Origin of the sequence: Salinivibrio sp. PR932 (assembly GCF_001996125.1) — a bacterium.
Taxonomy (GTDB): Bacteria; Pseudomonadota; Gammaproteobacteria; order Enterobacterales; family Vibrionaceae; genus Salinivibrio; species Salinivibrio proteolyticus.
Window position 1 is genome coordinate 36,620 of sequence record NZ_MUFM01000019.1, and the last position, 20,994, is coordinate 57,613.

Here is a 20,994-nt window from a genome sequence, read left to right on the forward strand (position 1 = left end):
CTGCGTCTCGTCTGTTGGCTTTATTAATCGATCAATCGCTGTAACTCGGGTAATAAATCACTGGCAAGCAAACCACGTTCGCCGGCAAGTGCCGCTTGGTCACCGGCTTTACCATGAAGATAGCAGCCCATGGCCGCTGCATGAAATAAATCAACGCCTTGAGCGATAAAGCTACCAATAACGCCAGATAACACATCGCCCATGCCGCCAGATGCCATGCCCGGATTCCCCACATTGGCTACAGCATAATCTGTGCCATCATATACGATCGTGCCTGCGCCTTTAAGTACTACTACCCCGCCGTAGCGTGTCTGGATAGCTTTGACGGCGGCGAAGCGATCGAGTTCCACATCCGCCACTTCACAGCCCAATAAACGCGCAGCTTCTCCCGGATGGGGGGTTAATACCCAGTCGTCTCGCTGTTGCGGATGGCGGGCGAGTTTATTGAGTCCATCGGCATCAATCACTTTAGTACCACGCGCACTAACCGCGATTTTCCACAGCGCGTCAGACCACGCACTGCTGCCAAGCCCCGGGCCAATCACCAAGTTTGTCGCCCATTCCAGTGCCTCACTCAGTGACTGCCCAGGTGCCCAACCTAGGGTCATTAATTCGGGTTGACGCGTTACCAACATCAGAGTGTGATCCGCTTGGGTCACGACTTTGACTAACCCCGCGCCCGTCCGCAATGCCGCCTGTGCTGACAACGTCACCGCACCGGCCATACCATGATCGCCGCCCAAACAAAGCACTCGACCGAACTGGCCTTTGTGCGCAGTGCGATCACGTTTGGGAAGATACCGTTGGCAAAGATCATCACTCATCAGCCAGCCGGCAGCCTGTGTCTGGCGACCAAAGGCAGTGGCGACATTCAACCCAGCAAAAACAAGCTCGCCACGGTGTGACATCGCTTTACCGGTCACTAACCCTTGTTTGAGCGCGATCAGCGTCACCGTAATGGTCGCATTGATTGCACATCCTTTGACACAGCCACTGTCTGCACACAACCCCGAGGGAATATCGACGGCAATCACAGGCACTTGGCTTTGATTGATGCGCGAGATCGCTTCGGCATAATCCCCCGTCACCGCACGAGAGAGGCCTGTGCCGAGGATCGCATCCACAATCACATCAAATTGTTGCATGGTCGGTGCGCTGGAGACATTGGTGCCCCCGCAATCCCGCCACTCCTGAAACGCAGTGGCCGCATCCCCGGTCAGCCGCTCTGGATCGCCTAACGCCCACACAGTAACGTTCAATCCCGACGATTTAGCCAGCCGAGCAATCACATAACCATCGCCCGCATTATTGCCCACCCCACACACAATCAATATCCGTGCGGCATTCGGATAACGCTGCGCTAACGTGTCAAAAACGGCTTGTCCGGCGCGGAGCATTAACTGGTACATCGGGATCTCAAGGGCCTTCGCCACGGCAATCTCACCTTCACGGACTTGCTCTGCACGATAAAAACTCTGTGGTAAACTTGCTGCCATCGAATGCCTCCATTCATTGTGCTTGCACCACTTCACGGCCCAGGATTTCTCGTTATGTCGCACCCCACGCCCGATGCTTCAATTGATTTCAACCAATTAGCCCAACGTATCAAGCAATGGGGACAAGCGCTAGGCTTCCAGCATGTGGGGATCACGGATGTTGATCTTACGCAACATGAAGCGCAACTGCAGCGTTGGTTAGATCTGGGATATCACGGTGAGATGGATTGGATGGCGCGTCACGGCATGATGCGCGCGCGTCCACAAGAGTTGGTGCCCGGCACCGTACGCGTGATCAGTGTAAGGATGAACTACTTGCCGCCTAACGCGGGCTTTGCCACCACATTGGCCAATCCAACGCTAGGGTATGTGAGTCGCTATTCGTTGGGGCGGGATTATCACAAACTGATCCGAAACCGCCTCAAAAAGTTGGGCCAGCAGATTGAGGCTGAAGTAGGCCCATACGGATATCGTCCTTTTGTCGACTCTGCCCCTGTTTTAGAACGCCCGCTCGCGGAAAAAGCCGGCCTAGGCTGGACAGGCAAGCACTCGCTGATCCTCAACAAAGAGACAGGATCTTGGTTCTTTCTCGGCGAGTTATTGGTCGATCTTCCTTTGCCGGTCGATACTCCGGTCGAAAACCAGTGCGGTAAATGTGTAGCCTGTATGACCAGCTGCCCAACCCAAGCGATCGTCGCCGAAGGCGTGGTCGATGCACGTCGCTGCATCTCTTATCTCACGATTGAGTACGATGGTGTGATCCCACTCGAGTTTCGTCATGCCATCGGTAACCGTATTTATGGCTGCGATGACTGCCAACTGGTGTGTCCATTTAACCGCGATGCAGAATTAACCCTAGAGGCCGATTTTTATTGCCGCCCAAGCCTTGAGCAGCAGCCACTCACGACCCTTTTTAACTGGGATGAAGACACGTTTTTATCTCTGACCCAAGGATCAGCGATTCGACGAATTGGCATACGTAAATGGCGGCGTAACCTCGCGATCGCGATGGGGAATGCCCCCTATGATGAAGATATCGTCAACAGCCTGTCTGCACGACTCGGTGAAGATGACTTAGTCGATGAACATATTCAGTGGGCACTTGGCGAACAAGAGAAAAAGCGACTACAAATAGATGTGCAGCTTTTACCCACTGGCACCAAACGGCTAGTGCGCATTATCGAAAAAGGCCTGCCTAGAGACGCCTAACCGGCGGCTTATCACGGAAAGATGACGCTATTCACACAATGTGGAAAAGTCCATAAGTAAGCGCCGTTTTGGTGCACTTCTTGATAGTTAAACACATTGGTGGTGCATTAAGCGAGCAAGATCACGGAAGTGAATAAGACTGTGGAAAAGCGTTAAGCAAACTGGAAGAAAAAGGTAAAAAACCACTTAAAATCAAGGTTTTGCGCTTTAAATGTGTCGATTAGCACCGTACTACAAACACAAGGCACTTGATCAATATCTCACCACCCTCTCTCGCCGGCAAGAATTCATCAACCAGTTTATCCACAAGCATAGTTCTGTGGATAACTCTGTGCAATAACTGACGAAACCGCGCTATCACGCCGCCTTGGGAAAGGTTTGACGAAATAGTTAGCGAAAAATCAGGAATGATGCTTCACAGCATTAAAGAGAACGTTATAAAAAACGTTGCACTGGTGTTTAACCAAGTGATTGGAGCGACACACGAGGTTCGAACTCGTGACCTCAACCTTGGCAAGGTTGCGCTCTACCAGCTGAGCTAGTGTCGCTTATACCGAGTTGTAATTTGGAGCGACATACGAGGTTCGAACTCGTGACCTCAACCTTGGCAAGGTTGCGCTCTACCAGCTGAGCTAATGTCGCATTGCCGATGCGTTACATCGAATTTTAAATTGGAGCGACACACGAGGTTCGAACTCGTGACCTCAACCTTGGCAAGGTTGCGCTCTACCAGCTGAGCTAGTGTCGCTTAGATCGACCTGATCCACACCAGATCGAACATTAATTTGGAGCGACATACGAGGTTCGAACTCGTGACCTCAACCTTGGCAAGGTTGCGCTCTACCAGCTGAGCTAATGTCGCTTTCAACAGACGTTTCACGTCGTTAGGGCTGCGAATTATACGAAGAAAAAACCGGGTTGCAAGTGCTGACGAGCAAAATTTTGGTTTTTTCTTTTGATCGCTCAAAAGAACACCAGATCGATGAAAATAAAATCAGATCGTCAGGATCCTTTCACGATAGAACTGCAATTCTGCAATTGATTCACGGATATCGTCAAGCGCTAAGTGCGTTCCCTGCTTCGAAAAGTCATTCAATATCTCAGGCTTCCAGCGTCGGACTAATTCCTTCAAAGTACTGACATCCACGGTGCGATAGTGGAAATAGCGCTCTAGTGCTGGCATGTGACGATACAGAAAGCGTCGATCTTGCCCCACGCTGTTACCACAAATCGGTGAAGCGCCTTCTGGTACCCACTGCGATAAAAAGGCGAGGGTTTGATCGATGGCATCTTGCTCACTAATGGTGCTCTGCTCGACGCGCGCCACCAATCCCGATTGAGTATGGGTGCGGGTACACCAGTCATCCATTTTGTCCAGTTCGCTTTGTGGCTGAGAAATCGCTAATACCGGCCCTTCTGCCAACACATTGAGCTGTGCATCGGTGACAATTGTCGCGATCTCAATGATCTTATGGGTGTCGGGATCTAATCCAGTCATTTCCAGATCAATCCAGATTAAATTGTTTTCACTGAACGCCATTGAACTTGCCTTTTTTATGCGTAAACCATGTATCATACTGTGCTTGATATGAAAGCCAACTTAACCGATAAGAGTCATCGTGGCAAAAAAGAAAAAGCTTACCAAAGGCCAACTACGGCGCGTGCGATCCAACCAACAACGTCGGATCAAACAGCAAGATAATGATGTGCAATGGGATGACGCGCTGCTAGAAAATGCACGCGAGGGACGTGTGATCACGCGATTTGGCCAACACGCTGATATCGAGGATCCGCAAACTGGGATCATCCATCGCTGCAATCTGCGTCGTACCGTGCAAAGCTTAGTAACTGGCGACCGTGTGGTTTGGCGTCCGGGAAAAGAAATCCTGCATGGCATAGCCGGCGTTGTCGAGGCCGTGCATGAACGCCAATCGGTCCTGACCCGTCCCGACTACTATGATGGCGTAAAACCCGTTGCCGCCAATATCGATCAAGTGATTATCGTGGCCGCGATTTTGCCCGAGTTATCACTGAACATTATTGATCGTTATTTGATCGCCTGCGAAGTCTTGAATGTTCGTCCCCTGATCGTCATCAACAAGGTCGATTTGCTAGATAGCGAGGGGCGTGAAATGGTGGACGAATTACTCGACATCTATCGCGATATTGGCTATTCCATCGTCTTGGTAAGCGCCGATACAGGCGAAGGGATGGAGGCGCTAGAACGCCATCTCGATCAACATGTGAGTGTCTTTGTCGGCCAATCCGGTGTGGGAAAATCAAGCTTGGTTAATACGCTTTTGCCGGATGTGGATGCGCAAATTGGTGACGTCTCTGAAAACTCAGGGTTGGGCCAACATACCACCACCGCCGCGCGTTTGTATCATTTTGACCAAGGGGGCGATCTTATTGACTCCCCTGGCGTGCGAGAATTTGGTTTATGGCATTTAGAGCCGGAACAAATCGCACAAGGCTTTGTCGAATTTCGCGACTATCTGGGTGGCTGTAAATTCCGTGATTGTAAGCACGGCGATGATCCAGGTTGCTTGTTGAGACAAGCCGTGGAAGATGGCCATATTAGTATCGAGCGGTTTGATAGCTATCACCGCATTATCGAGAGCATGAAAGAAGCCAAAGATAACCGTCAGTTTTCACGTAACAAGCAAAACTGATCTAACAACGCGCCTCTGTCACTTCGTCACCGGATTGGCTACACTGCGCGGCTTAGCCGCTGCAAGGCGCGTATAACTCTTTAACCATTCAGGACATAACCGTGCGAGACGATCTTAAAGTCGGCCTGCAATATATAGCGCCGAAACATGCCCTTACCCGAATGATGGGGAAACTAGCCAGCCTCAAAGGTGGATGGTTGACCACTGCTGTGATCAAATGGTTTATCAAGCAATATCAGGTCGATATGAGTGAGGCCAAAGTCAGTGACCCTGGCTACTACCGCACCTTTAACGACTTTTTCGTGCGAGAACTCAAGCCCGCATTACGCCCCATTGATGGCGATACAGAGACATTGGTCTACCCCGCCGATGCGTGCGTCAGTCAAGCAGGATTGATTGAGCAAGGACGTATTATCCAAGCCAAGGGCCACTCGTTTGACGTGACTGAACTCGTCGGTGGCGATCAAGCCCTTGCCGACCAGTTTAAAGAGGGTCACTTTGCCACCCTTTACTTGTCACCGCGTGACTATCACCGTGTACACATGCCATGTGATGCCGTGTTGCGTGAAATGGTCTACATCCCCGGCGATTTGTTTTCCGTCAATCCACTGACGGCAGAGAACGTGCCGAACTTGTTTGCCCGTAACGAGCGTGTAGTGTGCGTATTTGAGACTGAATTTGGGCCTATGGTGCAAGTTTTGGTGGGTGCTACCATTGTGGGCAGTATTGCCACTACATGGGCAGGAACCGTCACTCCGCCAACCGGTGGCAGCATTCGCCGTTGGGAATACCCGACAGAAGGCGAACAAGCTATCCGCTTTGCTCAGGGTGATGAAATGGGTCTATTTAAACTCGGCTCAACCGTGATTAACCTGTTCCCAGCAGGAGCAATCCGTTTTCATGATGACGTCGCTCCCGGCTCCCCAACACAAATGGGACAGCCTTACGCGCACCGTCAGGCATAACAGCTGAAAATTGTGAGATAAGGGGCATTTATGCCCCTTTTTTGTCGCCAAATTCGGAGACCTTTCCCGTTAATTCCCTCTTAAATCCGTATCATTGATCCCATCAATACACCTGTGATGCATCGGCGTGCTGGCGCATGGTCAGCCCGCACTCACAACATCAACCCTTATGAGGCGTATTTGTGGTCAATGCTCGTTTTACTAAGTTACTTGTCTCGCTCGGGCTGCCATTGTTGCTGCTCCTACTTCCAACCGACTGGTTACCTATCGCCAACCTCACTTTGATTCAACACCGTTTATTGGCGATCTTCCTGATGGCGGCCTTGCTGTGGGTTCTTGAACCTGTGCCAGTATTTTCAACCTCTTTGCTGATCATTACCCTGCAATTGGTGATGATCTCCGATAAAGGCTTACACTGGTTTCGCGGCGAAACGGCGCATCATCCGCGGGGCGAATTGATCCCTTATACCGATATTCTCAGCGCCTTTTCTTCCCCCATCATTATTCTATTTATGGGGGGCTTCTCGCTGGCTATTGCTGCCTCCAAATATGAGTTAGATATCAACCTTGCCCGCGTATTACTCAAACCCTTTGGCAAGCACCCCAAATTTATCATGCTGGGTTTGATGCTTATCACCGCCGTGTTCTCAATGTTCATGTCCAATACCGCCACCACGGTGATGATGCTGGCACTACTGGCACCGATTTTGAGTGTACTCCCGAAAGGCGATCCTGCGATTAAAGCCTTGGTTTTGTGTATTCCGGTTGCCGCCAATACCGGTGGAATCGCAACGCCAATCGGGACGCCGCCCAACGCCATTGCCCTGCAATATCTCACCGGCGAATACAGCATCTCATTTCTGGGGTGGATGCAAATGGGCCTACCCTTTGTGGTGATCCAATTGGCGTTTGCATGGTGGTTACTACAGCGCTTATTCCGCAGTCCACAAACCGAAATCACACTGGCACTGGAAGGCAAATTTCTACGGGGCTGGCAAGCGTATACCGTCTATGCCACCTTTGCGCTGACCATTGCGCTGTGGCTAACCACCAGCCTACATGGCATGAATACCTATGTGGTCGCGGTGATCCCGCTCGCGTTGTTCACCCTGACAGGGATCATGGGCAAGGCCGAGTTAAAGCTGATTAATTGGGATGTCCTGTGGCTCGTCGCCGGCGGGATTGCAATGGGTATTGCGCTAGACGAAACCGGCCTTGCTGCCGCATTAGCGCATGCCGTGGACTACAGCGTATTAACGGCTATGACAGTATTGGTCACCCTTTCCATTATTTGTTGGCTCATGGCAAACTTTATGTCGAATACCGCGACAGCTAACTTATTGATGCCTATTGCGGCGGCCATTGCCACCTCTATGCCATCACTGGTGAATGTGGGTGGCATGCAAGGATTGCTCGTCGTGGTGGCTTTCTCCGCTTCATTAGGGATGATTCTGCCGGTTTCTACCCCGCCCAACTCTTTGGCGTATTCCACCGGCTTCATCGACAGCCGTGATTTAGTCAAAGTCGGTACGATTCTTGGGATCAGTGGCTTAGGCTTAGTCTATGCAGCCGTCCTCGCGCTAACATAAGCGTAACACCTCAATATCAGCAAGGGTTGTTTGCGTTGCCTCCAAAACAAACAACCCTCTGTTTTGTCAGTGTTAAAAATATGATAACTAGAACAATGTGCATGCCAACAGCCTTAGGCGTCGCTTTGCACAGGGAGTTTTTTTATAAATTTATTATCACCCCTGGCTCAAGCTTTCTACAATTAAGCAAATACTCAATAAAAGAGTCGTAAACGTGGTAGTACGAGGGACGTTTCATGAAATTCACCATTAAGACCAAAATATTACTTGCTGTTGCTTTGGTCGTGGCCTTAGTTAGCGTGGTTCAAGCGTGGTTCTCCGTGACCCAGCTGAAAGACGAAACACAACAAAATGTCACCGCTCAAATGCGCGATACCGCCTTATCCACCAGTAACTTTATTGATGAGTGGCTAGATATTCGCAGTAAAATGCTCCTGGCCAATGTGCCGCTCATTGCCAGTCAATCTAATGTGGATCGCGAACTGCTCTTAACCAAACGACAAGGTAATTTCCTGACCGTTTACGCAGGTTTTTCCGACGGCTCCGTCGCGTTCGGGGATAAAACCGAAACCTGGCCGGCTAACTATGACCCTCGGACTCGCCCTTGGTACAAGAAAGCAAGCGCAGCGGATGGCTTAATCATCACCCCACCCTATATTGACGCCAATGGCGCAGGGATGGTTATCAGCTTTGCCAAAGCCTTTAACGACCGTTTCCAAGGTGTGATAGCGGCCGATCTATCGGTCAATGCCATTGTTGAAGAAGTGCTCAACGTCAAAATGCCGAATAACGGTTTCGCGTTTCTCGTAGACAGCAACAATAACGTTGTAGCCTACCGTGACACTACGCTCAGTAATAAACCGCTCACCCAAGTTGATGATGAACTCACGCCTGCGTTTATTCAACAGGCGCGCAATAGCAATGCGTTACAGAGTATAGTTTTTGATAGCGATGGTCGCAAAAAACTGGTCGCCATCACTCATGTTGAAGGAGCTAACTGGAGCTTAGGGGTGGTGCAAGACAGGGAGCTCGCCTTTGCATCCGTGTCTGAACAAATTATTTCGACCCTCATCACGTCTGTGATTCTGTTTGTCATCATTGCCCTGGTTGCCGGTGCGCTTATCCATCGCATGTTGGCGCCGCTAACCCAATTGACGCACGCGGTCAGCTCACTATCGAAAGGGAGCGGTGACCTCACTCAACGCCTCGATATTGTGCGTCATGATGAGATTGGTGAACTGGCTGGCCACGTCAACGCGTTTCTAGAACAACTGCAATCCATGATTGGTCGTAGCGTCTCGCAAAGTGTGGCGCTTTCAGAGCGTGCTGAGCAATGTCGAGAACTGGCGCACCAATCAAGCGGCTTAGTCGGTCAGCAGCAAGGCGATGTGGATCAAATTGCCACCGCCATTCACGAAATGTCCACTACCGCGAATGAAGTCGCCAGCCATGCCGAGCTGACGGCACGCTCCGCGCAAGATGCAGAAAGTGCCTGCCGTGATGGGCTCACCGTGGTGGAAGATAACCGTGAGGCGATCACCCAGCTAGCTGAACACGTGGATCAAGCCACCAACGTGATTCGCGAATTAGACACCAACTCACAAAGCATCAATCAAATTATCTCCACCATTCAAGATATCGCCGAGCAAACCAACTTGTTGGCCTTGAACGCCGCGATTGAGGCCGCCCGTGCCGGTGAACAAGGGCGTGGCTTTGCGGTCGTCGCCGATGAAGTGCGCGTGCTCAGTCAGCGTACCCATGACTCTACCGAAGAGATCCGCAACATGATTGAAACGCTACAAAGTACAACGCAGCGTGCGGTAGATGGCATGACACAAAGTAACGAAATGGCAACCTCCAGTGTCGAACGGGCTGCGTCAGCCAGTGACAAACTGAACGAGATCACCCGTGCGATTGGGGACATTTCCGAAATGGCAGCACAAATTGCCAGTGCGGCAGAGGAACAGCGGGCCGTCACCGAAGACATCAACCGAAATACCCAAGCCGTGCGCGATTTGTCACTGGAGATCCATCAAAAAGCGACCGACACCGGTGAGCAAGGAGAATATATGGCTAACGCCGCGCAAGAAATGCATGGCGACTTGTCCAAATTCAAAGTCTAGTCCAAACGGCAGCCTATCCACGTAGGCTGCCTCCTCCATCCACTGGCAGTAAGATCACAAATCCCACACCTCTCTACCTCTTTTCACTGCGCACTGACACAAATTGCATAACTGATCGGATTTTACTGCAAACGACACGTTTACAATCAGTCTAATCTCTTAGATGTGGAAATGTGTCTATGCCCAAACCAACCATAAAACTGAAAATCATTGTGGCCATCGCCTTGATCGTCGCCTTGGTCAGTGCGGTTCTTGCCACCATTTCAGTCCGACAATTACAAAACGAAACCACCAGCAGCATCACTAAACAGATGCAAGACGTCGGCGATGCCACTGCACAGTTCATCGATAGCTGGCTAAGTACCCGTGCGGATATGTTGTTGGCCAATGAATCCTTGATTGCCAATCAACCCAATGTTGACCGTGAGTTGCTCGTCACCAAGCGCGCTGGGCACTTTTTGTCTGTCTATGCCGGGTTCAGTGATGGCCGTATTGCATATGGCGACAAAAGCGAGGATTGGCCTGCAGATTACGACCCTCGAACTCGCCCTTGGTATAAGAACGCCAATCAGAGCAGCGAGCTGATTATTACCGAGCCTTATCAAGACTTTGATGGCAGTCTGGTGGTCAGCTTAGCGAAATCCTTTAATGGCCGCTATCAAGGGGTGATTGCCGCTGACGTGACCGTCACCGACATTGTCGATCAGGTTCTAAACCTTAAACTCAGCAATGGCTTTGCGTTTTTAGTCGATGGCAGCAACAGTATTGTGGCTTACCGTGATACCGAACTCAGTCGACAGCCTCTCACCGAGCTCGATGCGGAACTGACGCCAGCGTTTATAGACAGTGCCAGTCGTCAGGGCAAGTTGGTAACCTTTGATTTAAAGGGTGAAGACAAGTTACTCGCAGCCATTGACGTGCCGAATACCGATTGGACCTTGGGGATTGTCGAAGATAAGAGCGACGCCTATGCCTCCGTGTCGGAGCAAATCACCTTTGTGGTGGTCGCCTCCGTGATCCTCTTTATCGTGATCGCGTTTATTGCCGGTGCCTTAATCAAACAGCTCCTGAAGCCATTAAGCGAGTTAACCGGCGCCGTCCATGCCCTTTCCGCGGGTGAAGGCGATCTGACCCAACGCATTAATATTGTCCGTCAGGACGAAATTGGTGAACTGGCCGAATACATGAACGCCTTTCTCGCCCAACTTCAGCAAATGGTCGGTAAAGCGGTCAATCAGAGCATGACGCTGTCTCAAAGCGCAGAAGAGTGTCGCACGCATGCCCTGCAATCAAGCCAATTGGTCGATAAGCAGCAAAATGATGTTGACCAGATTGCCACCGCTATCCATGAGATGTCCGCCACCGCCAATGAAGTGGCCAGTCACGCTGAAGACACCGCTACCTCCGCCCAACAAGCCGAACAGTCGTGTCAAGAAGGGTTAAGTGTGGTAAGCGATAACCGAAATGCGATCACCCAATTGGCCGATCAAGTAGAACGGGCCACCAATGTCATTCGTGAATTGGATGAAAATGCTCAGAGCATCAACCAAATCATTGCGACCATTCAAGGTGTCGCAGAACAGACCAACTTGTTAGCATTGAACGCCGCCATCGAAGCAGCACGCGCGGGTGAGCAAGGGCGTGGATTTGCCGTTGTGGCCGATGAAGTGCGAGTGCTCAGCCAGCGCACCCATGACTCGACCGAAGAAATTCGCAACATGATTGAGACCTTGCAGCACACCACCCAACGTGCGGTGGATGACATGATGCAAAGTAATAATATGGCGACATCGAGTGTTGAGCGGGCAGAAGCGGCCAGCGAGCGACTCAATCAGATCACCACAGCAATCAGTACGATTTCTGAAATGGCGATCCAAATTGCCAGCGCCGCAGAAGAGCAACGTGCGGTGACTGACGATATCAACCGCAACACCCAAGCGGTGAAAGATCTCTCCTATGAGATCCACCAACAAGCAAGTGCAACCGGGGACCAAGGCGAAAGCATGGCGCAAGCAGCACGTGACATGCACCAAGACCTGTCAAAATTTAAAGTCTAGGTGAGTGCCCTTGCCTTTCAAACGCCACCGCGAGGTGGCGTTTTTCTTACGGCGCTACGCGCGTGAGACAGGAAACGCGGTCACCGCATCAATGTGATCACAACCGAGCGCGAGCATCACAAGGCGATCGATCCCTAGCGCGACCCCAGCACAATCCGGCAGCCCCGCTTCCAAGGCGGCGAGTAAGTGTTGATCGATAGGTTGTGGGCGCAAACCTCTTGCCACTCGCATCGCATTGTCCGCCTCAAAGCGGCGGCGCTGCTCATGCGCATCTTGAAGCTCATAGAACCCATTAGCGAGTTCAATGCCTTGAAAATACACCTCAAAGCGGTGTGCAACACGTGGATCCGCCTCACTGATTTTGGCTAACGCGGCTTGAGACGCCGGAAAGTCGTAAACAAAAGCCGGCGCCTGCTGACCAATATTTGGCTCAACCATCACCGAGAAAAGCAGTTGCAACAAGGTGTCTTTGTCGGTTTCATCCTCAGTGATATCGGCAAGCCCTTGGGTAGCAGCAAGGGCTCGCAGCTGGTCAATATCCGCGCGTAATGGACAAAGTCCAGTGCATGATTGAAAAGCTGCTTGGTAGCTCATTCGCGTCGCACCTTGGCACTTGAGTACCGCTTGCAACAGCGCATCCATTTCATCCATCAACTGGTGATGGTCAAAATCCGGTCGATACCACTCGAGCATGGTAAATTCTGGATTGTGATAACGCCCCGCCTCTTCATTACGAAACGCCTTACTGATTTGATAAATGGCGCCGCTACCCGCCGCCAGTAATCGTTTCATATGAAATTCTGGACTGGTCATCAAGTACAAAGGCAGCCCCTTGGCAAAGCCCGGGCCGACCAGCGAGGTGGAAAAACTGTGTAGGTGCACATCCGTCACCGCCGCTTGGCTCAACGCTGGGGTATCGACTTCCCATACCGCACGCTCAGCAAAAAATTGACGAATGCGGGCAATAATGGCCGATCGTTTTTTCAACTGTGTTATTGAGGCCGTTGGCTGCCATGAACAGGCTTGAGTCATGATATCAGTCTCTCATTACGCGAATGGCGTCAGTCTAGCGTCACGCTGGCGAATAACAACCAGCACGCCAAGATGAAGCACGACATAAACGTGGCACTGTACGCATTCTGTTTGTAAGCAAACGCTGTTTTTTCATGGTTCGCCGACACTTAACGACCCACCTCACAGTTTTATGCAATTTAACTCCCATGCCCGCAAAATCGCTGCAATTCCCCAACTGAATCAATTTTTACTCGGTGAGGATTGCCTACCATGTCGGCAGAACAATAAACAAGCCAAGCACTGGCTTTCCCTACACTGGAGGATGAACGTGCAGACCATCACCACAGATATTGCAGTTATTGGCGCCGGCGGCGCTGGACTGCGCACCGCCATTGCGGCCGCTGAGGCGGATCCGTCTCTCAATATTGCCCTGGTGTCCAAGGTCTACCCGATGCGCTCACACACTGTGGCAGCAGAGGGTGGCTCGGCTGCCGTCATCAAGGATGAAGACAGCCTAGACAACCATTTTAATGACACCGTTAGCGGCGGTGACTGGCTGTGCGAGCAGGACGTTGTGGACTACTTCGTCAAGCACTGCCCAGAAGAGATGATCCAATTAGAGCAATGGGGTTGCCCTTGGAGCCGTAAAGACGATGGCAGCATCAATGTTCGCCGTTTTGGCGGCATGAAAGTCGAGCGTACATGGTTTGCCGCCGATAAAACTGGCTTCCATATGCTTCACACCTTGTTCCAAACCTCGATTAAATACCCACAAATTCAGCGGTTAGATGAATACTTCGTGGTTGACTTAATCGTGGATGATGGCCAAATCCAAGGCCTCATTGCCCTGCATATGGCAGAAGGTGAACTGGTCTGCATTAAAGCCAAATCTGTGGTGCTCGCCACCGGCGGTGCTGGCCGGGTGTACAGCTGTAACACCAATGGTGGCATCGTCACCGGTGATGGCATGGCGATGGCTTATCGCCACGGTATTCCATTACGTGATATGGAGTTTGTGCAGTATCACCCCACAGGCTTGCCCGGCACTGGCATCTTGATGACCGAAGGCTGTCGCGGTGAAGGAGGGATTATTGTCAACAAAAATGGTTATCGCTATTTGCAAGATTATGGCCTTGGCCCAGAGACACCCGTGGGCGAGCCCAAAAACAAATATATGGAGTTGGGGCCGCGCGATAAAGTCTCACAAGCCTTTTGGCACGAGCAACAAAAAGGGAACACCATCAAGCATCCATTAGGTGATGTGGTGCACCTTGATTTGCGCCACTTAGGTGAAGACTTCTTACAAGAGCGGTTGCCGTTTATTTGTGAATTAGCCAAAGCGTACGTCAACGTCGATCCGGCCAAAGAGCCAATCCCAATTCGTCCGACCGTCCACTACACCATGGGGGGCATAGAAACCAATGCCCAGACCGAAACCCGGGTAAAAGGACTCTTTGCGGTGGGCGAATGCTCCTCCGTCGGCCTACACGGAGCCAATCGCTTAGGATCGAATTCACTGGCTGAGCTGGCCGTATTTGGTCGACTCGCCGGAGAAGGTGCCGCACAACGTACGCGTGAGTTTACGGGGTGGAATCAAGCGGCGATCGATGCCCAGATCCAAGACGTTAAAGCACGCATTGATAAGCTCTTGAGCCATCAAGGCGAAGAAAACTGGGCAGATATTCGCAAAGAGCTGGGGGACACCATGGAAGCCGGCTGTGGTATTTATCGTCGCGAAGATCTGATGCAAGCCACGATTGATAAAATCGCCGAACTGAAAGCTCGCTATCAACAGATCAGCATCCAAGATCAAGGCAGTGTGTTTAACACCGACTTGTTGTATGCCATCGAAGTAGGTTACGGGCTCGAAGTGGCCGAAGCCATGGCGCATTCTGCCATTCAGCGACGCGAGTCTCGTGGCGCCCATCAACGCCTTGATGATGGCTGCACAACCCGTGATGATGACAACTACCTCAAGCACACCTTGGCATTTTACCAGCCCGAGGGTGGCCCACGGATTGATTACAGTGACGTGAAGATCACCAAGTCTCAACCGAAAGACCGCCTGTATGGTGATGCTGCGGAGCAGGCTCAAGCGGCCAGTGAGGGACAACAAGAGGAGCAAGCACAATGACGCAAGCTACCTATAGAGTTTCTATCCTTCGCTACGATCCTGCAAAAGATGATGCACCTTACGCGCAGGAGTTTGTCGTCCCCGGTGACGATACCTTCTCAGTGCTTGATGCGCTGGGCTATATCAAAGACAACCTCGATAAGTCATTGGCTTATCGCTGGTCATGTCGCATGGCCATTTGCGGCTCGTGCGGCATGATGGTCAATGGCGTGCCTAAACTCGCGTGTAAGGCTTTTTTACGCGATTACCCTAACGGCGTACTGATTGAGCCGCTAGCAAACTTTGCGATCGAAAAAGATTTGATTGTCGACATGACGCCATTTATTGAGCGCTTGGAAGCGATCAAACCTTATATTCTCGGCAACGACCGTCGTCCTGAAGATGGTCCTAACACACAAACCCCTGAGCAGATGGCGCGCTATAAGCAATTTGCCGCCTGCATTAACTGTGGTTTATGTTACGCCGCTTGCCCGCAGTTTGGCCTCAACCCAGACTTCCTCGGCCCAGCCGCACTAACCCTCGCCCATCGCTATAACCTCGATAGCCGAGATGGGGGACAACATGAGCGTATGCCACTGATAAACAGCGATAACGGGGCATGGGGATGTACCTTTGTGGGCTACTGCTCAAAAGTCTGCCCGAAAGGTGTCGATCCGGCGGGCGCGGTCAACCAAGGCAAGGTTGCCTCTACCCAAGATATGGTGATCGCCATGTTTAACCCCAATAAAGAAGGCAAGGAGATAACAGGATGAGTAACCGTAAACCTTATATGCGGCCCATGCCTCGTACTTGGTGGCTGCATCATCCGTTTTATCGCTTTTATATGGTGCGCGAGGCCACGGTACTGCCTTTGGTCTTTTTCACACTGAGCCTCACTGCGGGTTTGATTTGTCTCGTACAAGGCCCTCAAGCGTGGCAAAGCTGGCTGGATTATATGGCCCACCCTGTGGTGATCCTATTAAACGTGGTCGCTCTAGCGGCAAGCCTGTTTCATGCCACGACATTTTTTAGCATGATGCCGCAGGTCATGCCGATTCGCATTAAAGGCAAACTGCTCGACGGCAAGTGGGTGATTGGGGCGCAATGGGGAGCCGTTGCAGTAATTTCGTTACTGGCCTTAGTGCTCATTTAGGAGGCGTTATGATTGATTTAAAACCTAAGCGCTCCGACGAGCCGGTATGGTGGAGCTTGTTTGGTGCAGGCGGTACATGGTTTGCCATGTTCACGCCAATTACTGTCTTGATTTTGGGTGTTTTAATCCCACTAGGGATCATCGACCCATCCGCCCTAAGTTACGAACGTGTGATGATGTTCGCAGAGCACTGGTTAGGTAAGTTGCTGATATTGGCGACCCTTGCCTTACCGATGTGGCATGCCATGCATCGCATCCATCATGGTTTACATGATCTTAAGCTGCACGTGGGACTGGCTGGGAAAGTGGTTTGCTATGCCATCGCCTTTGCCGTCAGTGTCGCTGCCGTGCTACTCGTCCTTGTCGTATAGCATCTAAGCATACAAAAAAGCCCTGAGCCAATTCGGTCAGGGCTTTTTTATCGGACACTCGAAATGCCAATTATTTTACGCGGCTCACGTACTCACCCGAGCGCGTATCCACTTTGATGACTTCACCGATTTGAATAAACAAAGGCACACGAACAACGGCCCCTGTGATCAGTGTCGCGGGTTTACCGCCAGTACCTTGGGTATCCCCTTTTAGGCCCGGATCGGTTTCAGTCACTTCAAGTTCGACGAAGTTAGGTGGGGTAACCACGATTGGGTCACCATTCCACAACGTGAGTGTACAGGTGTTGTTTTCAACTAACCATTTGACGTTATCACCCACTGCACTCTCGTTGGCAGCGATTTGCTCAAAGGTTTCGTTGTTCATGAAGTGATAGAACTCACCATCTGTGTAGAGGTAGTCCATTTCCACATCGATCACATCGGCAGCTTCAACGCTGTCACCTGATTTGAATGTTTTCTCTAGAACCTTACCGGAAATCAGCTTACGGATTTTAACCCGGTTGAAGGCTTGGCCTTTACCCGGCTTCACGAACTCATTTTCGGTAATGACACACGGCTCGTTATCGAGCATAATTTTCAATCCGCCGCGGAATTCATTGGTGCTGAAAGACGCCATCTTGATCCTCTTAACATCTTCGAGTTTTCACAAATGTCGCACATCATAACCCGAATCCAGCCTGCTGTTGAGCGAAACTGGATCAAAGAACTCGCAGAGGGGATCACAGATCCCAAGGAACTGCTGCAACTGCTTGAAATTTCACCATCCGACTGGGAGGCAGGATTTAGTGCTCGTCGCCTTTTTGCCCAGCGTGTGCCACGCAGTTTTGTGGCTAGGATGGAAAAAGGAAACCCTGATGATCCACTGCTAAAGCAAGTCCTCCCTATTGCCGACGAGTTTAATGACGTTGACGGGTTCAGCGCTGACCCACTGGAAGAGCAAGACAATGCGATTCCTGGGTTGTTACACAAGTACCACAACCGTGTCTTACTGATCGTTAAAGGAGGCTGTGCAATCAATTGCCGTTATTGCTTCCGCCGCCATTTCCCTTATCAAGACAACAAAGGCAGTAAACGCGTATGGCAAGGGGCGCTGGACTATATCGCCGCCCATCAAGAGATTGATGAAGTGATTTTATCCGGTGGTGACCCGCTGATGGCCAAAGATGAGGAGCTCGATTGGCTCATCAGCGCCATAGAAGGCATAACGCATGTTAAGCGGCTACGCATTCATTCACGGCTACCTGTGGTGATCCCCGCTCGTGTCACCTCTGCGTTTACCGAGCGCTTATCACGCTCACGTTTACAAGTGGTGCTCGTCACCCACATCAACCACGCCAATGAGATTAATGCAGAATTAACCCACAAACTCCACATGCTGCGACAAGCAGGCATCACGCTACTTAATCAAAGCGTGCTTCTCAAAGGCGTGAATGACAGTGCGGATGCGTTGGTGGCACTGAGCCAACGGCTGTTTGAGGCTGGCGTTTTGCCTTACTACCTGCATGTATTGGATAAAGTCCAAGGCGCCGCTCACTTTTTAGTCTCAGACGATAAAGCGCGCGCCTTAATGCAAGACATTATCGGCCAGCTTTCCGGCTATTTGGTCCCCCGACTGACCCGAGAGATTGGCGGGCGAGCGAGTAAAACCCCGCTTGATCTGCATTTAGAGTGAATAATCAGTGACTTAATTAATATAAGCTGTTGATTTATTTTTGCTTCCATGGCTTATTAGAGAGAAAGCTCACCACAAGGATGTGTTATGTCTCTGATTATTCGTCAATACCACGCCGACGACATTCCGGCGATACGCGATATCTATGCGCAACCCAAGGCGCAAGCAGGCACCTTACAATTGCCGATGCCAAGCCTCGCCATGTGGGAAAAACGGCTTAATAACGTGCCAGATGGCGTATACCCATTGGTTGCCGAGCTGGAAGGTAAAGTGGTCGGTAATCTCGGCTTCGTCATTGCCGCGAATCCTCGCCGTCGCCACGTTGCAGATATTGGCATGGGCGTTCATGATGCCTATCAAGGCCGCGGCATAGGCAGTGCGCTCATGGAAAAAGCGATCGATTTAGCCGAAAACTGGCTGAACGTATCACGGATAGAGCTAACCGTTTATACGGATAACGCGGCTGCGATCCACCTCTATCAAAAATTTGGCTTTGAAATTGAAGGCACCGCCAAACAGTTTGCGTTTCGCAATGGCGAGTTTGTGGATGCCCACTACATGGCGCGTACCCGCTAATCAAGCCACTCGGGGAAACAATCTGGTTTGGCGTAGCTAAGCCGACCAATGCGTGCGGTACGGTGGTAGCTATCTAAACCGCTAACCGCAACGCTGCCTGCTTGTTCAATATCTACGTAGCCATCATCTTTGACACACGATTCTGGCACATGAACTTCGCTGATTTCTCCGATCAGTAAATGTGTACCATTAATTGCCAGCGTATGCTCTTCTCTCAACACTAACCCCAAACGCACCGCAGCTTCTTGCACGTAAGGGGCATTGAAGCGCTCTCGCCATAATGGCGTCAGACCCACTTGATCAAATTCTGAGACGTCGTGAGGATAGCGTGCAGATGTCTGATGCGCGGCAGTGAGCATCGCCTCACTCACATGGTTGAGTGTATACACACCTAATTGACGAATGTTTTCAAGAGAGTCCCGCACCACGGTATCAGGTCGGATAATCACTCCCATTAACGCCGGATTCGCGCCCAAGTGGAAAGCAGAGCTAACCATACACAAGTTCGTTTGTCGTTCAGCGTCGCAGGTACCCAATAAGTTTGCTGACTTAAAGCCTGACAAACTATTGATAAAGGCTGCGCGATAACGCTTTTCCATGCTCATGATGTCATCATGGCCGAACACACTCAAAGACATAACCTTCCTTATTTCAGCTGGCACTGTTGGCAACGTGCCTGCCCGGTTAATAATGCAGAGATCCGATACCGATGGCGGGCAAAAAACAAATAAGCTTGGTCCGCAAACCAAGCGATCACGGGCCAGCGTAACCAACTCACCCAATACCCCTTGCCTACCGCGTGCCATGCAGCATAGGTTGCGTCTAAACCATACACCATCTGTCCTTGACTATCTTTGGCGTGCAAAATGCGATTAGCGGCTTTGGGATCCACATCGGGGAAACGTGCTGCAAAATCGGGATGATGGATATCTTCCAGTATGAGCTGTTGGTTTTTATCCCAACGTGACAGCTTGCGCATTTCCTTGACGCATAACGGGCACAAACTGTCATAAAATAGCGTCACCATAAACGTCCCTCCTAATCTCGTTTTAATACGCATAACGACATCGGTACGATCAGGTGTTTACGCCTATCCAGCATGAATAAAACCCACGTCAGCCAGTACTCAGCATAGCGATCCAAGCCTTATACGACCTATTAGGTAGTCAGAAATGTGGAAAAGTGTCGGTTGGTGTCTGTGTGATGAGCATTTTGCAGCGAGGCGCATAGGGCTGATACACCCTCAAGATACAAAAAAGCCCCGACCGTGAGGTCAGGGCTTAATGTTTTCTCATCAAAGTCTTACGCATATCCGCTTTGATGATTAAATTGTGTCTGTGTGACGGGAGTTTTGAAGCGAGACGCGCAGTGTACGTCAGTACATGAGCATCGTAGCTATCAAAAATCGCAAGCAACAGTCACAATTTATAATCAAAGCCTGGCGATGTCCTACTCTCACATGGGGAGACCCCACACTACCATCGGCGCTGCTTCGTTTCACTACTGAGTTCGGCATGGAGTCAGGTGGGTCCAAAGCGCTATGGTCGCCAAGCAAAATTTGGTGTGTCTTCACTTTTCAGTCAAAACACTTAATCTAGAAAGCTGTTCGTTCTCGCCACAATCAACTGGCTTTATTTTAAGTCCAACCCAAAACCTCTTGGGTGTTGTATGGTTAAGCCTCACGGGCAATTAGTACAGGTTAGCTCAACGCCTCACAGCGCTTACACACCCTGCCTATCAACGTTCTAGTCTAGAACAACCCTTYAGAGAGCTCGAAGCTCTAGGGATGACTCATCTCGGGGCCAGCTTCGCGCTTAGATGCTTTCAGCGCTTATCTGTGCCGAACTTAGCTACCGGGCAATGCGTCTGGCGACACAACCCGAACACCAGCGGTTCGTCCACTCCGGTCCTCTCGTACTAGGAGCAGCTCCCCTCAATCATCCAACGCCCACGGCAGATAGGG

At 51.0% G+C, this 20,994-nt stretch carries 18 protein-coding genes, 4 tRNA genes and 2 rRNA genes; 12 read left to right on the forward strand and 12 right to left on the reverse strand.

What is annotated here, in order from left to right; all coding sequences use genetic code 11:
* Positions 1-23: 23 nt before the first annotated feature.
* Positions 24-1,496: a bifunctional ADP-dependent NAD(P)H-hydrate dehydratase/NAD(P)H-hydrate epimerase gene (locus BZG84_RS10485; protein ID WP_077480409.1), complete on the reverse strand. Its 1,473-nt coding sequence runs from the start codon at positions 1,494-1,496 to the stop codon at positions 24-26.
* A gap of 81 nt (positions 1,497-1,577) precedes the next feature.
* Between BZG84_RS10485 and queG the strand changes: the two genes are divergently transcribed.
* Positions 1,578-2,705 (forward strand): tRNA epoxyqueuosine(34) reductase QueG, encoded by a 1,128-nt coding sequence (gene queG, locus BZG84_RS10490; protein WP_158011485.1) that lies wholly within the window; start codon positions 1,578-1,580, stop codon positions 2,703-2,705.
* A 472-nt stretch (positions 2,706-3,177) separates the two neighbouring features.
* Here the strand turns inward: queG and BZG84_RS10495 are convergent.
* The 5 genes from BZG84_RS10495 to orn form a co-directional block, all read right to left on the reverse strand.
* A tRNA-Gly gene (locus BZG84_RS10495) sits at positions 3,178-3,253 on the reverse strand.
* An 18-nt stretch (positions 3,254-3,271) separates the two neighbouring features.
* Positions 3,272-3,347 (reverse strand) — tRNA-Gly (locus tag BZG84_RS10500).
* Between the two features lie 30 nt (positions 3,348-3,377).
* A tRNA-Gly gene (locus tag BZG84_RS10505) sits at positions 3,378-3,453 on the reverse strand.
* A gap of 38 nt (positions 3,454-3,491) precedes the next feature.
* Positions 3,492-3,567: transfer RNA gene (locus BZG84_RS10510), tRNA-Gly, on the reverse strand.
* Positions 3,568-3,699: 132 nt separating this feature from the next.
* Positions 3,700-4,245 (reverse strand): oligoribonuclease, encoded by a 546-nt coding sequence (orn, locus tag BZG84_RS10515; RefSeq protein WP_069589722.1) that lies wholly within the window; start codon positions 4,243-4,245, stop codon positions 3,700-3,702.
* A 79-nt stretch (positions 4,246-4,324) separates the two neighbouring features.
* On the opposite strand from orn, the gene rsgA reads away from it, so the two are divergent.
* From rsgA to BZG84_RS10540, 5 genes are all read left to right on the forward strand, one after another.
* Entirely contained in the window at positions 4,325-5,377 is a 1,053-nt protein-coding gene (gene rsgA / locus BZG84_RS10520; protein ID WP_077480411.1) for a small ribosomal subunit biogenesis GTPase RsgA, read from the forward strand.
* Positions 5,378-5,478: 101 nt separating this feature from the next.
* On the forward strand, positions 5,479-6,342 hold the full coding sequence (gene asd / locus BZG84_RS10525; protein ID WP_077480412.1) for an archaetidylserine decarboxylase: 864 nt from the start codon (positions 5,479-5,481) through the stop codon (positions 6,340-6,342).
* A gap of 182 nt (positions 6,343-6,524) precedes the next feature.
* Positions 6,525-7,931: an SLC13 family permease gene (locus BZG84_RS10530; RefSeq protein ID WP_077480413.1), complete on the forward strand. Its 1,407-nt coding sequence runs from the start codon at positions 6,525-6,527 to the stop codon at positions 7,929-7,931.
* Positions 7,932-8,167: 236 nt separating this feature from the next.
* The gene (locus tag BZG84_RS10535; protein ID WP_077480414.1) at positions 8,168-10,054 is read left to right on the forward strand and encodes a methyl-accepting chemotaxis protein; all 1,887 of its coding nucleotides are present in this window, start codon (positions 8,168-8,170) and stop codon (positions 10,052-10,054) included.
* A 179-nt stretch (positions 10,055-10,233) separates the two neighbouring features.
* Positions 10,234-12,111 (forward strand): methyl-accepting chemotaxis protein, encoded by a 1,878-nt coding sequence (locus tag BZG84_RS10540; protein WP_069589729.1) that lies wholly within the window; start codon positions 10,234-10,236, stop codon positions 12,109-12,111.
* 54 nt (positions 12,112-12,165) lie between these two features.
* Here the strand turns inward: BZG84_RS10540 and epmA are convergent, their stop codons facing one another.
* A complete protein-coding gene (gene epmA / locus BZG84_RS10545; RefSeq protein ID WP_077480415.1) occupies positions 12,166-13,143 on the reverse strand; it encodes an elongation factor P--(R)-beta-lysine ligase in 978 nt (325 codons plus the stop codon).
* Positions 13,144-13,453: 310 nt separating this feature from the next.
* Here epmA and frdA point away from each other — a divergent pair, with 310 nt between their 5' ends.
* The 4 genes from frdA to frdD are packed head-to-tail and all read left to right on the forward strand — an operon-like array spanning position 13,454 to position 16,762.
* A complete protein-coding gene (gene frdA, locus BZG84_RS10550; protein ID WP_069589745.1) occupies positions 13,454-15,259 on the forward strand; it encodes a fumarate reductase (quinol) flavoprotein subunit in 1,806 nt (601 codons plus the stop codon).
* On the forward strand, positions 15,256-16,011 hold the full coding sequence (locus BZG84_RS10555; RefSeq protein ID WP_069589731.1) for a succinate dehydrogenase/fumarate reductase iron-sulfur subunit: 756 nt from the start codon (positions 15,256-15,258) through the stop codon (positions 16,009-16,011). Before frdA ends, BZG84_RS10555 begins: the two co-directional genes overlap by 4 nt.
* Entirely contained in the window at positions 16,008-16,391 is a 384-nt protein-coding gene (gene frdC, locus BZG84_RS10560) for a fumarate reductase subunit FrdC (protein WP_077480416.1), read from the forward strand. Before BZG84_RS10555 ends, frdC begins: the two co-directional genes overlap by 4 nt.
* Positions 16,392-16,399: 8 nt before the next feature.
* Complete coding sequence (gene frdD / locus BZG84_RS10565; RefSeq protein ID WP_077480417.1) at positions 16,400-16,762, forward strand: fumarate reductase subunit FrdD; 363 nt, start codon at positions 16,400-16,402, stop codon at positions 16,760-16,762.
* A 70-nt stretch (positions 16,763-16,832) separates the two neighbouring features.
* Here frdD and efp read toward each other — a convergent pair whose 3' ends face one another.
* Entirely contained in the window at positions 16,833-17,399 is a 567-nt protein-coding gene (efp, locus tag BZG84_RS10570) for an elongation factor P (protein ID WP_069586864.1), read from the reverse strand.
* A 33-nt stretch (positions 17,400-17,432) separates the two neighbouring features.
* Here efp and epmB point away from each other — a divergent pair, with 33 nt between their 5' ends.
* Entirely contained in the window at positions 17,433-18,455 is a 1,023-nt protein-coding gene (epmB, locus tag BZG84_RS10575) for an EF-P beta-lysylation protein EpmB (protein ID WP_077480418.1), read from the forward strand.
* An 87-nt stretch (positions 18,456-18,542) separates the two neighbouring features.
* On the forward strand, positions 18,543-19,031 hold the full coding sequence (locus BZG84_RS10580; protein ID WP_077458296.1) for a GNAT family N-acetyltransferase: 489 nt from the start codon (positions 18,543-18,545) through the stop codon (positions 19,029-19,031).
* Here the strand turns inward: BZG84_RS10580 and BZG84_RS10585 are convergent.
* The 4 genes from BZG84_RS10585 to BZG84_RS10600 form a co-directional block, all read right to left on the reverse strand.
* On the reverse strand, positions 19,028-19,669 hold the full coding sequence (locus BZG84_RS10585; protein WP_077480419.1) for a flavin reductase family protein: 642 nt from the start codon (positions 19,667-19,669) through the stop codon (positions 19,028-19,030). The two genes, BZG84_RS10580 and BZG84_RS10585, sit on opposite strands and share 4 nt — an antisense overlap.
* A gap of 8 nt (positions 19,670-19,677) precedes the next feature.
* Positions 19,678-20,058 (reverse strand): thiol-disulfide oxidoreductase DCC family protein, encoded by a 381-nt coding sequence (locus BZG84_RS10590; protein ID WP_077458298.1) that lies wholly within the window; start codon positions 20,056-20,058, stop codon positions 19,678-19,680.
* 409 nt (positions 20,059-20,467) lie between these two features.
* A 5S ribosomal RNA gene (gene rrf / locus BZG84_RS10595) occupies positions 20,468-20,583 on the reverse strand.
* A 116-nt stretch (positions 20,584-20,699) separates the two neighbouring features.
* Positions 20,700-20,994: ribosomal RNA gene (locus BZG84_RS10600) — 23S ribosomal RNA — on the reverse strand; the annotation flags it as partial.